A 13,519-nucleotide genomic window follows, 5' to 3' on the forward strand; every position below is an offset into this window, starting at 1 on the left:
AGCGCGCGCACCGTCGCGACGATGACGACCGCCGACGGCGCGAGGCCGGCCTTGCGGCACTTGATGTCGAAGAACTTCTCGGCTCCGAGGTCAGCACCGAAGCCGGCTTCGGTCACGACGTAGTCGGCGAGCTTCAGCGCCGTCGTCGTCGCGAGCACCGAGTTGCAGCCGTGGGCGATGTTGGCGAACGGACCGCCGTGAATGAACACGGGGTTGTTCTCGAGCGTCTGCACCAGGTTCGGCTGCAGAGCGTCTTTCAAGAGCACCGTCATGGCGCCATCGGCCTTGAGATCGCGGGCGCGGACTGGCTTCTTGTCGCGCGTGTAGCCGACGATGATGTTGCCGAGGCGGGTTTCGAGGTCCTTCAGATCCTTCGACAAGCAGAGGATCGCCATGACCTCGGAAGCAACCGTGATGTCGAAGCCGTCCTCACGCGGGAAGCCGTTCGAGACGCCGCCCAGCGAGTTGACGATCGAGCGCAGCGCGCGATCGTTCATGTCGAGGACGCGCTTCCAGCCGACGCGGCGCTGGTCGATGCCGAGGGCGTTGCCCCAGTAGATGTGGTTGTCGATCAGCGCGGAAAGCAGGTTGTGGGCGCTGGTGATGGCGTGGAAGTCGCCGGTGAAATGCAGGTTGATGTCTTCCATCGGCACGACCTGGGCGTAACCGCCGCCGGCGGCGCCGCCCTTGACGCCGAAGCACGGTCCGAGCGACGGCTCGCGCAGGGCCATGATCGCCTTCTTGCCGATGCGGTTCAGGCCGTCGCCGAGGCCGACCGTCGTCGTCGTCTTGCCTTCGCCCGCAGGCGTCGGGCTGATCGCCGTCACGAGGATCAGGTGGCCGTTCTTGTTGCCTTGAACTTTATTGATGAAATCGGAGGAGACTTTTGCCTTCGTCCAGCCATACGGGATCAGCGCGTCTCCGGGGATGCCGACTTTGGCAGCAACATCCACAATCGGCTTTGTTTTGGCTTCGCGCGCAACTTCGATATCGGACTTCACGGCCACAGGCTCTTCCTCCAAGGAACTAATAATTCGCGAAACTAATTTTCGCGATCCCGGCATTGGTTTTCGGGCGGCGGATATTGGACTGCGGCGCGCATTGCGCCAAGGACCTGCGTCTAAAAATCCGATATAGCTGAAAGGCTATTATATGGCCGATATCACGCGATGAGCCTGATTTTCCGCGAATCCGGCGCATAAGCCGCGCTTATAAACACAGTCACGTTTTTGCATGCTGTTTTTCGCGCGCGAAATCCCGCCGATTTTCGCAGCGTATCGAGGCTGGATGCTGCGCTGTGGCAACGACATTGTTTGCAGGATCGCCTTCGACTTCGTGAGCCGCAGCGAGATCGTGCAGAGCCATCTCGCTGCGACTTTCGTTACTCGATCTTTTCAAATGCCGCCCGCCTTACGATGGCGAGCCGCAGTCCATGTTCGCTGGAATCGCGTTCCTGATCTCGTCCGCTGTCATGTCCCGGACATGCGTTGCGATCGACCAGCGGTGGCCGAAAGGATCTTCAACTTGTCCATAGCGATCGCCCCAGAACGCATCCGAGACCGGCATTATCAGTTTCGCTCCGGCGTCGACTGCTTTCTGAGCAAAGCTATCCGCGTCTTCGACATAGAGATGCAGCGTGACCGGCGTTCCGTTCAACGACTTCGGGCCGAATGAACGCCATTGCGGATTTTCTTCCGCAAGCATTACGCATGAATCGCCGATGCGAATAGCGGCGTGCAGCAGCGCTCCGTTTGGCATAAGAAGGCGCGCAAGCTCGACCGCGCCAAATGCGTTCTTATAGAATTCAATCGCTTCCAGCGCACCCGCACACACAATATGCGGCGTTACCGTACTCATGCCTTCCGGAATCGGTTTCACATTCGAATTGGCCATGGCTTGGGTCCTTCCTCCTGCAGCTTCATGTACGGGACACGCGCGTGTAGCCGTTTGCTTCCAGAACGTGTGACGATGCGGAATCCCGACACGATGCTGAAAATTTATTGTTCACGCGGAAGGCGTCATCGGCGTGTCAGCCAACCTCACTTGACTGAAAACCCAGAGACTGGTTGCCTTTCCCTGGGGTTAGCGCACATCGACGTTGGGGATTATACTCATGGCACAGCTTAGCTTTCGGCGCAGGCGCGAAGACGATCCCGCCGCGGTTGCAATCGAAGCGGGCAGCCACGCGGCATCTTCCGGCGGAAGCGGCGGACAATTCGCTGCGGCCATCTCAGCTCTGGCGCTGATCTTTTCGGGCTATAGCTTGTGGGACAGCTCGCTCAAAGCTCCCGATATCAAAGTATTCGTCCCGCCGGTCACGCAATACAGCTCGCCATATCAGAACAGCAATTTCGAAGTCATCGAAGTTCCGGTGACGCTACTGAACGACGGCGGACGAACGGGAACCGTCCTTTCGATGGAGCTCGCGGCAACAAATCCGAAAACCAAGGAAACGAAACACTTCTATGCCGCCGACTTAGGCCGCTGGACGATGGATAAAGCGCGCGCAGGGTTCGATCATTTCGCGCCTATACCGCTCGCGGGAAAGGCAAGCCGGACGGAATCGATTTTGTTCTATCCGAAGTCGCCGGAAGAAAAGCCGGAGCAGCTCATTCATGAGCCCGGTATCTATGAGTTCAAGCTCAAGATCGACGAAGCGCGCGCGGACGATTTCGGTTTTCTCGATCGCCTGTGGCCGTCGCAAGCGACTGAAGTTTCCTACAAAGCCGAACTCAGATTTTGGGATGCGCGATCATTCCAGAACGGCACGATCGCCATGTATTCGACGACCGGCCGCTCAGCGAAAAGCGGCGACGCCGACGCGCAATAGCGCGTACGCGTCCTTTCAACCCAGCGCGCGAACGACGAGAACTGTGGCGTTATCCTGGTAAGGCTCGCGCATCTGCTCGACGGCGCGGATCAGAGCTTTCGCAACAGCCGCGGCGCCATCGCCGGCATAGCCACGAATGACACGCGCGATTTCATTCTGATCGAGCGTCGCAATGCCGTCGCTCGCGAGCACGACATAGTCACCCGCTTCGAGTTCCAGGGGACGTTGCGAAACATCGAGCAGGTCGATTTCGTCGCCGGTTACGGCTGAGCGCAGCATGTGGCGGCGCGGATCGCGACGTGCTTCGACTTCGGTCAGCTTGCCTTCGGCGACCATGCGATCAAGCTCGGGCGCGAGCGAATGATCTTCGTTGAGCAGCGCGATCTCACCGCGCCGGAACAGGAACAGCGGACTGTCGCCGACGCTCACCCACTCGATGCCCTTCGGGCCGAATGCGGTTCCGACAAGCGTCGATCCCATACCTGCGAGCAGAGGGTTCGCGGAAATCTTCGTGGCAAGCGCGCCGTTGGCGGCCTCCAAGGCCGCCATCATGCGATCGATCACTGCGCCGGAGTTGCCGCCGACGGCCGCCAGGAATTCTTCGCACACGGTGCGGCTCGCAAGCGCGCCTCCGGTGTGACCGCCCATGCCATCTGCAAGAACCGCGAATCCTGCGGTATCGAATTTCGGACCATCGCTCGCCAGCGCCACGGGCTCGCCGCCCTCGGGACGGAAGGCGGCGGAGTCTTCCTGATAGTCACGGGCTCCGCGCGTCGCGGCGACTGCATGCTCGAACGGCGGCATTCGATCCTTAGGCTTCGGAAATCTCGGACCAGTCAAACTCGCTTCCGCAGAACGGCAGGAACGCGACCTGCGTACGCCCGAACGTGATGACGTCCATTGGCTGCAATGGCACGGGGCCTGCGGGTCGCTTGTCGTTTACGGACACGACGTTGGTTTTAGCAAGGTTTGGAACAAAGAGGAAAGACCGATCGCTCGAATCGTAGCGCAAATAGGCCTGCGCTTCGTTGGAAATGGCATCGTCGCCGAAATCCAGGGGAATTCGGTTGTCTTTCGAGCGTCCAACGGTGTTGTTGCCCTCGAAGATCGGGCGATACGAGCCGAGTCCCGGACCGCCGACGACGATCAGGAAGCCGACGACCGGATCGCGCTCGAAAGTGCCGCGTTCGATCTGGCGGCGGCCGCGAACCAGAACGGTGCGGGCAGGTGCGTCCTCGGCTTCGGGTTCAGGCTCGACCTTTTTTACCCGGCCTTCGGGGCGGACGACGCGTGTGGTCGGAGGGACGTCGGACTCCTTCGCGGCTTCGGCCGGCTGGGCCGCTTCCGGTTTCGGCTCGGGCGCCGTACGCGCCAGGCGTGCCGCTTCTTCCGCGCTCAGGCTTTGGGGCTTGGGCGGCAGCGGCGGAGGGGCTTTTTCATCTGAAGCGGGTTTGGCAGCGGCGGCGGGTGCGTTCGGCGTCATTTCGATCGGAGCGTCATCGCGGCCGGCCGCCATCAGGGCGTCGCGCAGGGAGCCCAGGAACTTGTGGGCCTTTGCGGCTTTCGCTTCGTGTCCGGCTGTCGTTTCGCCCTCAATCGCCATGCTTCTCTCCTCATGGTTGGTCGCGCACGGTGATGTCCGTGCTGCGGAATTCGTGCTTCAACGCAAGAACTGAAACTCAGAACGGGACCGAAACCAGCGGCTCAAGCGGAGCCGGAGCGAAAACGCAGCTTGCCGGGCCCGAGTTCAATCAGATCGCCGTCCTGCAAGCGCGCTTCGCAGCAGCGCCGTCCGTTGACGATCAGGCCATTGCTTTCGACGCCCGACAAATCGGTGATGTGCCAGTCGTTATAGTCTTCGCGATAAATTGCGGCGTGATAACGGTGAACGGCCTTGCTCGCGATGCGAATGTCGTTGTCATCCTCACGCCCGATCCGGATCATGTCGCCCGAAATCGCATAGCGCACGCCCTTGCCGCGTGACGCGATCTCGACAAATGGCTGGTGTGCGTGCGGAATGGCTTCGTCATCCAGTTCGGATTCGGGCTCGACGTCGTCGTGACCGGGGCGATAGAGGCGGGTTGCATCGACCGGCATGCGAACTTCGCGGATAACGCGAAAAGCGATGGTCAGAAGCGGAAAGCCGATGGCGAGGCCGAGCCCCAGCATCAACGCCGGAGCGACGCGATAGCCTTCGACGATCGCGGCTTTCGTCGCACGCAGTCCCCGCGCGCTCGCATCAAACACAAATGCTGGCGCAAACCGCTGAGCCGAAGGGGCCGAGAGGAGTAAAAGGACGACAGCCGAACCGGCTCCAATCGCCCACAAGCCCGATCGCACCTGCGTCGATCTCATGATTTAAGCCCGAATCGCGTTCATGCACTCTGGTGCAGGGATGGCGGCGGCAACATGGCCGGAAAGCGACACCGTAGAGATTTATTCATCCCGCGTTCATCGCCCGTCGAGACGCCATATTCTTGCGTCATGGGAGCGAAGCAGAGACAAGGGAGCCGGGCTGGTCTCTCGACGTCCACGACGCCAGCACGCAGGAAATAACAACCGCAAGCGCGATATCGCGCGTGGGGATCATGACGCAGCTTGTCGCTTTACCTGACGGAACTGAACTCGCGGGCGATTATAAAATCGTGCGCGTGCTCGGCGCGGGCGGGTTCGGCGTCACGTATCTCGCGGAAGAACCGAACCTCTCGCGGCAAGTCAGCATCAAGGAATATTTTCCGAGCGATTTCGCGAGCCGGACCGATAACCTCGAGGCGACGCCGCGCTCGGCAGGCTCGACGAGCGACTACAATTGGGGCCTCGACCGCTTCGTCGACGAGGCGCAGACGCTCGCGAAGTTCAATCACAGCAATATCGTCAAGGTGCATCGCGTCTTCCGCGCGAACAACACCGCCTACATGGTACTGCACTTCGAGGAAGGAAAAAATCTCAAGACGTGGCTGAAGGATCTCGGCCGCGCGCCACGCCAGAAAGAACTCGATGCGATCGTCGGACCGCTGCTCGATGCGCTCGAGATCATTCACAACGCCGACTTCCTGCATCGGGACATCGCGCCCGACAACATCATCATTCGCACCGGCGGCGATCCGGTGCTCATCGATTTTGGCGCGGCCCGTAGCGATATCGCCGCGCATTCGAAGACGAAAACAGTCTCAGCTCTCGTCAAGCCCGGTTACAGCCCCTACGAGCAATACGCGGAGACGAGCCGCCAGCAAGGTCCGTGGACAGATATCTACGCGTTCGCGGCGACGCTCTATCATGCGGTGACCGGCAAGCGGCCTCCCGACACGCCGTCACGAATGCTGAAGGATGAGATGGTGCCGGTGCGCGAAGCGGCGCTCGGCGGATATCGCGGCACATTTCTCGATGCCATCCAGCAGGCGCTGACGCTCGCGGTCGACGGACGTCCGAAGTCGGTCGCAGCCTGGCGCGGCGCGCTGCTCGCTCCGGAGCCGCCGAAGCCCGGCATCTTCCAGCGCTTCAAAGAGAAGACAGAAGTTCATCGCCGCAAGGACGAGGAAAAGCAAGCCGCCGAGGCTGTCGTGAACACGGTGGTTCCGCCGCCGCCGGATGCTCCGGGTCCGAAGGGCGGTCTTCTCGATTTCTTCGACGCGTTGAAGCAGCCTGCGGAGGCCAACACGCCGGTCGCACCCGCGTCTCCGGCAGCAAAGCCGGTGGCCGCGAAAAAGCCTGCCGCCGAGAAAGCAAAGCCGGAGAAGGCGAAGCCCGAGAAAAAGAAGGCGCCAGAGAAAAAAGCGGCTGCGCTGCCGCCTCCACCGCGCCCCGCGCCGGAGAAAGTGCGGTCGAAATCCAAGCTCAGGCCGAAGCCGGACGTCGGCCGCCGTCCGCTGACGCGCGGTCTCAAATCGAAGATCATCATTGCTGCGGCGCTCGCGGGCATCGGCTTCGCATTCAGCGATCGCATCCCGGAAGTGCTGCGGGTGCAAGAGTCGCGAATAACGACTGGCGCGATCGGCACATCCGCCACGGCCGAACCGGCGCTCAAGCAAATCGCGGAGATCAAGGCGCACGACGCGCCCATCGAAGAACTGGCGCTGAGTGGCGACGGCCGGTTGGTGGTCACGAGTTCGCATCAGCCCGAGCTCAAGATCTGGTCGTTCGATTCCCGTCAGCTGAAAGGCGTCGTCGCGCTCGAAGATGGGCCGGCAACATCGTTCGCGGTGCGCAACAATCGCGTCGTCACCGGGCACGCCAACGGCGCCGTCGCGATCTACGATCTCGACAGCCAGCGCCGCCTTTATCGCTTCAAACGCAATGACGCGCGGATCTGGTCCGTGACGTTCGTCGGCTCCGAGGATCGCGTTGCCGCCGCGAGCCATGACTGGATGCTGGCGATCTGGGAAACGGCATCGGAAAGCGCGCCCAGCGCCATTCTCGAAGGTCATGAGAACGCGGTGCAGGCGGTCGCGGCCGATCCTTCGGGCCGATGGATCGCGTCTGGCGGCGCCGATCGCAGCGTCAAGATCTGGAACGTCGAAACGCATGACGCTCGGCGGACCTACCGCAATAATTCCGATTTTATTTCAAACCTCGCGTTTTCGCCCGATGGCGCGACCCTGGCGGTCGGCAGCCTCGACGGCACCATCAAAGTGCTGTCCGTCAATTCCAACAGAGTTCAGCGCGCGTTTGCAGGCCAGAACAAACGCATCACGTCGCTGGCGCTCGCAAACGGCGACGACATGCTGGCGTCCGCCGACGAGGGCGGCAACGTGCGCATCAGAAGTCTGAAGCGCTCGCGTCAATTGCTCGCCTTGCCAGGACTTGCTTCTGGGGCCAGAACGGTGGCGTTTACCAATGACGGCCGCACTTTATTGACGGGCGGCCAAGACGGCGCCGTGCGGCTCTGGTCGCTCCCGGATTCCCAAATCGCCCAGGGCAACTAAAGCCCAATCCTAAACATGGGCAGGAGCCTCGACGGCGCGAACGGTTGGCGGCATGATGCCGTCGCAATCGAGTCGCCGGAGGACCCCCGCTGATGGACGTCGATGCCATTCTGCTCGCACGTATCCAATTCGCCTTTACGGTTACGTTTCACATCATCTTTCCGAGCTTCTCGATCGGTCTAGCGGCCTTCATCGCGACGCTGCTGGTGCGCTGGCGGATGACCGGCGAAGATCACTTCCACCGGCTGGCGCGCTTCTGGACCAAAATTTTCGCCGTTTCATTCGCGATGGGCGTCGTCTCCGGCATCGTCCTTTCCTACCAATTCGGCACTAACTGGGCGAAATTTTCGGTCGTCGCAGGAAACATCATGGGACCGCTGCTCGGCTATGAAGTGCTGACGGCGTTCTTCCTCGAAGCGACATTCCTCGGAATCATGCTGTTCGGCTGGCAGCGCGTGCCGCCGAACCTGCACGTGCTGTCGGCGGTTCTCGTCGCGGTCGGCACATCGTTTTCCGCATTCTGGATTCTGTCCGCCAACAGCTGGATGCAGACGCCGGCGGGCATCGAAATAAAGGACGGTATCGTCTATCCCGTCAGCTGGTTCGAAATCGTTTTCAATCCGAGTTTCCCCTATCGCTTCGCGCACATGTTTACCGCTGCCTACCTGACGACATCGGTCGTCGTGCTGTCGGTCGGCGCGCGTTACCTCGTCCAGGGCCGCTTTCTCGAAGAAGCGAAGACGATGGTGCGCATGGGGCTCGGCATGGTCGCGATCCTGGCGCCGCTGCAGCTTGTGATCGGCGACGCACACGGCCTCAACACGGCGGAACATCAGCCAGCGAAAATCGCGGCGATGGAAGGACATTGGGACGGCAGCAAGCCGGGGGAGCTTCTGCTGTTCGCGTGGCCCGATGAAAAGGCCGAGAAGAACCATTTCGAGATCGGAATTCCGCATCTCGCGAGCCTCATCATCACGCACAGCTACGATGGGCTCTTCAAGGGGCTCAAGGATTTCAAAGTCGAGGAACGGCCGCCGATTCTGCCGGTCTTCTTTGCGTTCCGCGTGATGGTCGGCGTCGGGATGCTGCTGATCGCGATCGGCTTCGTCGGCGCTTTCCTGTGGTGGCGTCGGAAAGTGTTTTCAGCGCAATGGTATCTCAGGCCGCTCATCTACGCGTGGCCACTCGGTTTCATCGCGATCGTCTGCGGATGGTGGGTGACCGAGACCGGCCGCCAGCCGTACCTCGTCTACGGAATTTTGAAGACGATGGATGCGGTGTCGCCCGTCGCCTTCGGCGCGGTGCTGACGTCTCTCATCCTGTTCGTGCTCATCTATACGAGCGTGTTCTCGATGGGCATTCTCTACATCAATCGGCTGATCGATAAGGGGCCGGAAGGCAAGGCGATTGCGCCGGAAGGCAACGCTTCCGTCGGCGCGCGTCCGATCGCAGCCGCGCAGGATGCGGCCAGAAGCGCGCTCGGATCGGAGGATTAGGATCATGGATACGCTCGCTTACGCGCTGCCGCTGATCTGGGCCGCAATCCTCGCGACCGCCGTGACGCTTTACGTCATCCTGGACGGGTTCGGGCTCGGGCTCGGCATCCTCTTCCACTTCGAACGCCGCGAAAGCCAACGCGACGTCATCATGAACACCATCGCGCCGTTCTGGGACGGCAACCAGACGTGGCTGGTGCTCGGCGGCGGCGGTTTGCTGGCGGCGTTTCCGAAGGCCTACGCCCTCGTGATGTCGGGGCTCTACATTCCGATCATCGTGATGCTGCTGGCGCTCGTCTTCCGCGGCGTCGCGTTCGAGTTCCGCTGGGTTGCGAAGCCGCGGCAGGAATTCTGGGACCTCGCGTTCTCGTGGGGTGCAGTGGTCGCGACGTTCGCGCAGGGCGTCGTGCTCGGCGGATTGCTGGAAGGGCTGTCCACCCAAGGCGGACATTTCGCTGGCGGCACGTTCGACTGGCTGACGCCGTTCTCGCTGTTTTGCGGGCTTAGCCTGCTCGTCGGTTACGCGCTGCTCGGGACGACGTGGCTCATCTATAAGACCGACGGCGATCTGCAGGAGTGGGCGCGCGACAGCGCCAAGATCGCACTGCTGGCCATGCTCGCCGCGATGGCGATCATCAGCCTGTGGACGCCGTATTCGGTGCCGCGCATCGCCGAGCGCTGGTTCACGTGGCCGAATTTCCTGATCTTCGCGCCTGTTCCTTTGCTGTCGCTCTATGCTGCGTGGCGCTGCTGGCAGGGCATCGAGAATATCGGCAAGGACGCCGAAGCGTTTCTCTCGGCTGTCGCGCTGTTCCTGCTGGGCTTTGTCGGGCTGTTGATTTCGAACGTGCCCTATCTCGTACCGGGCGCACTGACCGTGTGGGAGGCCGCGGCCGCACCGAGCTCGCAGCTGTTCATGCTCGTCGGAACGCTCATCATGTTGCCGATCATTCTCAGCTACACGATTTTCGTGTACTGGACATTCCGCGGCAAAGTACGGGCCGGCGAAGGCTACCACTGATCCCGGGTTAGCCCGGCAAAACCGTTCGCAATCCGTCGCGGGATGTGGGCATCCACGCTCGCGACAAAGGACTGCCATACTTCGTTCCAAAATATTGGCACGCGAATCGCGTGGGGAGGATTGCCGGGATGTTCGGCTGGCGCAGGCGCAGCGAAGGCTTCGAATGGCGGGAATACGTGCGCACGACCGTTCTGGTGCGGCGCGCCGATCGCCAGCGGCGTATCGAAGATGCCCGGCTTGCGGCTGTCGAGAAAGTCAAGAATGCCGCCGATGCCGGAGCCGAAGCGGGCCGCGCCAGCGCATCGTTCGTCGGTTCGCAGTTCTCAAAGCTTCTTTCGATCATCGTCGAAGCGCTTCTCGATTTTGCGGCGGCCGCATTTCATCTCGTGACGCGCTGGTCGAAGTTTTTGTTCGCGGTCATCGCCGATGCGTTTCGCGCTCTTGCCGGGCGTTTCGGCATCGCGTTCGGCGACGCCTTGAAACGGCCGGCGGATGCGGTGCGCTCGAAGGCAAGTCTTCTGCCGGACATCGCGCGGCGATCGCCGGTCAAGCCTCGCCATATCGCAGGCGCGGCGGCGGCTCTCGGGCTGATTTATTTCGGCGGTCCAATGCTCCGGAGTGCCGATGGCATTGCCGTCGCGGAATATTCTCCAGATCGTCCGTCACAGGTTTCGGTGAGTACCGAGTTGTCGGGCCGCGCGATCGCGATTGCGGGCAACCTGATGCGCCTCGACGGCGCGCTGGTGCGCATCGCCAACGTCGAGGCGCCGGAATCGCGCCAGCCTTGCTATCGCGCCGATGGCCGGCGTTGGAATTGTGCGGCGGCGGCGAAATCCGGGCTTGCGCACGTCGTTCGCGGGCGACGCATCACCTGCACGCCATCCGGCTCGGGGCAGGACGCGAGCGGCTATGTCTCCGCGCAATGCACCGTTGGCGAGGCTGACCTGGCGGCAGAATTGGTCCGCAATGGCTACGTTTTTGCCGTCAGCTCGTTCTTAAGTTCGCTCGGCAGCGAGGAAGAGGCGGCACGGTCCGCGAAGAAGGGTATCTGGCAAGGCGAAATCCAGCGGCCGCAGGAATGGCGGGATCAGCAATGGCAGGACGCCAAGCGCGGAGCGCCCGACGGCTGCCCGATCAAAGGTTTCGTGCGGGCGTCATCCAAACTGTATACGCTGCCGTGGTCTGCCGATTATGAGCGCGCGAAAGTTCGTACCAACAGGGGCGAACGCTGGTTCTGCAGCGAGGACGAAGCGAAGGCCGCCGGCTTTCAGCTCTCCAGCCGTTCGTGAGCGACGGTGGCTGCCCAAAACAAAAAGCCCACGGTCGGGGGAAGACCGTGGGCGTCAAACGTAGAACCGGCGCCAAAAGGGAATGGGACGGCGAAAGCTCTATCTCGCCCACTAAATCCTGATATGGCGGCAGAATTCAAGCTGTCGCCGGAACTGATTCGTACTTTTAAGTCAAGACTTCTCTGTTTTGCCCGCGCCTCTGGCAAAACTGCAACGTCGTCTTTTGATCCCTTGGAATCGCTTTCCTTCCCGCGCTGGACTCCTCACGCGAAGGCCATCCAGGCCCCGCGAAGAGCCGCGCGCGGCTCTCAAGGGAAATGAGTGGCGCGCCCTAAGTCCCCGGCGCGCGGGTATAAAGTCTGTGTTGCAGATTCACACCATCGAGCGGCGGAACGCGTAGTGGCAACAGGGAAATGGCTTCGGCCCGCTGCCATTTTGACTCTTCGACGCTAAAGTGCCCGCGCGATCGGGGCACGGGCGTTTAGGAACCAGAGGGGTCAAGTTATGTTTCGTAGACTGGTACTGGGGCTATCCGCAGTCCTGGCGATGGGGATGTTGTCGAGCGCCGATGCGCGACGCTGGCATCGTTACCACCAGCATCACAACAATCAGCTCATCGTCATTGCCGAGTCGGACGTCGATCTTTCGCTCGACCGCTATACGATCGACGTGCGTCAGGCGAAGGGCGCCTACAAAGGCATTCGCATCAAGAACTCGATGGGCAAGCTCTTCGACATCCGCCGCGTCGAAATCGTCTACAGCGACGGAACGGTCTGGAGCGAGGACCGTCAGATCGACATGTACTGGGGCGAGCGGAGCCGTCCGATCAATCCGACGTACGAGAGCCGCTTCATCGATCAGATCAAGATCACGCAGGAGCCGGGATACGGACGCGGCCGCCTGCAGATCATCGGCATTCAAGACCGCGAAGGCCGCCGCATGGACCGCGCTGGCGGCGATGACGGGCGATATTCGGACAATCGCGATCGCTCCGAGCATCTGGTGTCCAGCCGCCGGGATCGCGGCGATGATCTCGGCGCCCGTCCGACGGTGCCGGTTGCCACTCCGGCGACTCCTGGCCAAGCGACAGCCGGCGGCGACGTGCTGTTCGGCGCGCAATACGTCGGCTTCCTGACCGACCGCGACGTCATCCGCGTCGGCAACGAGGTGGGCAAGTTCGCGAAAATTCGCCTGCGCGTTCTCGATAACGACATCCACATCAGCGAGATGAAGGTCGTCTACAACAACGGCGAGAGCGATGCGCTGGCCGTCAATGCCGACATTCCCAAAAACTCGCGCACGAACTGGATCGATCTGCGTGGCGACCGCTTCATCAAGGAAATCCAGCTCGTTTATCGCTCGCGCCCGAATTTCAACGGACAGGCGCGCATCGAAATCTTCGGCCGCTATGCTGCGGGCTGGCTTGGAGCCAACGGTGAAGGACGCAAGTACAATCAAGGCTGGCTGCTGCTTGGCGCCCAGACGGCCGGCTTCGTCGGCTTCGACAAGGACATCATTCCGGTCGCCAGCAACGAAGGCGGGTTCCGGCGGCTTCGTGTGACGGCGCGCGACCGTGCGATTACCCTTAACGAGATCAAAGTCGTCTACACCGACGGTTCCGATGAGACGGTTCCGATCCGGACGCGCGTCGACGCGGGCGGCACCTATGGACCGATCGACCTCGGCGCTCAGCGCCGCCAGCCGATCGACCACATCGAAGCCAAATACCGCTCTCGCTTCTTCGACTCCTCCGCCAAAGGCAAGGGTTCGGCGATCGTCGAGATCTGGGGCCAGCACTAAGGCCATGCTCACATAAAAGACATAAAATCGCTATTGAGGGAGCCGGTCACGATCGGCTCCCTTTTTTTTGCAGCTGCAAACTGGAGCCCACGGTCAGGTTCGTGGATGGAAACGCACGCAATTTTTCTGATCGCAACGTCAACGCTGTTTTGCGACATTGG

General features: G+C 61.5%; 11 protein-coding genes. 6 read left to right on the forward strand and 5 right to left on the reverse strand.

The genetic code is table 11. The features are described from left to right. A partial coding sequence (locus HYPGJ_RS00005) for a formate--tetrahydrofolate ligase (protein ID WP_046845754.1) occupies window positions 1-1,007 on the reverse strand: 1,007 nt, incomplete at its 3' end. 403 nt (window positions 1,008-1,410) lie between these two features. Further along, the gene (locus HYPGJ_RS00010) at window positions 1,411-1,893 is read right to left on the reverse strand and encodes a VOC family protein (protein ID WP_046845329.1); all 483 of its coding nucleotides are present in this window, start codon (window positions 1,891-1,893) and stop codon (window positions 1,411-1,413) included. 220 nt (window positions 1,894-2,113) lie between these two features. Between HYPGJ_RS00010 and HYPGJ_RS00015 the strand changes: the two genes are divergently transcribed. Beyond that, complete coding sequence (locus tag HYPGJ_RS00015) at window positions 2,114-2,830, forward strand: hypothetical protein (RefSeq protein ID WP_046845330.1); 717 nt, start codon at window positions 2,114-2,116, stop codon at window positions 2,828-2,830. A 15-nt stretch (window positions 2,831-2,845) separates the two neighbouring features. On the opposite strand, the gene HYPGJ_RS00020 is transcribed toward HYPGJ_RS00015, so the two are convergent. The 3 genes from HYPGJ_RS00020 to HYPGJ_RS00030 form a co-directional block, all read right to left on the reverse strand. Beyond that, entirely contained in the window at window positions 2,846-3,670 is an 825-nt protein-coding gene (locus tag HYPGJ_RS00020; protein WP_244465954.1) for a protein phosphatase 2C domain-containing protein, read from the reverse strand. Continuing rightward, window positions 3,642-4,433, reverse strand: coding sequence for an FHA domain-containing protein (locus HYPGJ_RS00025; protein ID WP_046845332.1), 792 nt, complete (start codon window positions 4,431-4,433; stop codon window positions 3,642-3,644). The genes HYPGJ_RS00020 and HYPGJ_RS00025 overlap by 29 nt, the downstream gene beginning before the upstream one ends. Window positions 4,434-4,534: 101 nt before the next feature. Then, complete coding sequence (locus tag HYPGJ_RS00030) at window positions 4,535-5,185, reverse strand: FHA domain-containing protein (RefSeq protein WP_046845333.1); 651 nt, start codon at window positions 5,183-5,185, stop codon at window positions 4,535-4,537. 233 nt (window positions 5,186-5,418) lie between these two features. Here HYPGJ_RS00030 and HYPGJ_RS00035 point away from each other — a divergent pair, with 233 nt between their 5' ends. The 5 genes from HYPGJ_RS00035 to HYPGJ_RS00055 all read left to right on the forward strand — a co-directional run bounded on the left by HYPGJ_RS00035 (window position 5,419) and on the right by HYPGJ_RS00055 (window position 13,358). Continuing rightward, window positions 5,419-7,752 carry a serine/threonine-protein kinase gene (locus HYPGJ_RS00035; protein ID WP_046845334.1) on the forward strand — a complete coding sequence of 778 codons (2,334 nt, stop codon included), beginning with the start codon at window positions 5,419-5,421 and terminating at the stop codon, window positions 7,750-7,752. 92 nt (window positions 7,753-7,844) lie between these two features. Then, window positions 7,845-9,248: a cytochrome ubiquinol oxidase subunit I gene (locus HYPGJ_RS00040; protein WP_046845335.1), complete on the forward strand. Its 1,404-nt coding sequence runs from the start codon at window positions 7,845-7,847 to the stop codon at window positions 9,246-9,248. A 4-nt stretch (window positions 9,249-9,252) separates the two neighbouring features. After that, a complete protein-coding gene (gene cydB, locus HYPGJ_RS00045; protein ID WP_046845336.1) occupies window positions 9,253-10,269 on the forward strand; it encodes a cytochrome d ubiquinol oxidase subunit II in 1,017 nt (338 codons plus the stop codon). A 128-nt stretch (window positions 10,270-10,397) separates the two neighbouring features. Further along, window positions 10,398-11,558: a thermonuclease family protein gene (locus HYPGJ_RS00050; protein ID WP_046845337.1), complete on the forward strand. Its 1,161-nt coding sequence runs from the start codon at window positions 10,398-10,400 to the stop codon at window positions 11,556-11,558. 504 nt (window positions 11,559-12,062) lie between these two features. Then, a complete protein-coding gene (locus HYPGJ_RS00055) occupies window positions 12,063-13,358 on the forward strand; it encodes a DUF2541 family protein (RefSeq protein ID WP_046845338.1) in 1,296 nt (431 codons plus the stop codon). The last annotated feature ends 161 nt before the right edge of the window (window positions 13,359-13,519 follow it).

It is taken from the genome of Hyphomicrobium sp. GJ21 (assembly GCF_001006785.1).
Taxonomy (GTDB): Bacteria; Pseudomonadota; Alphaproteobacteria; order Rhizobiales; family Hyphomicrobiaceae; genus Hyphomicrobium_B.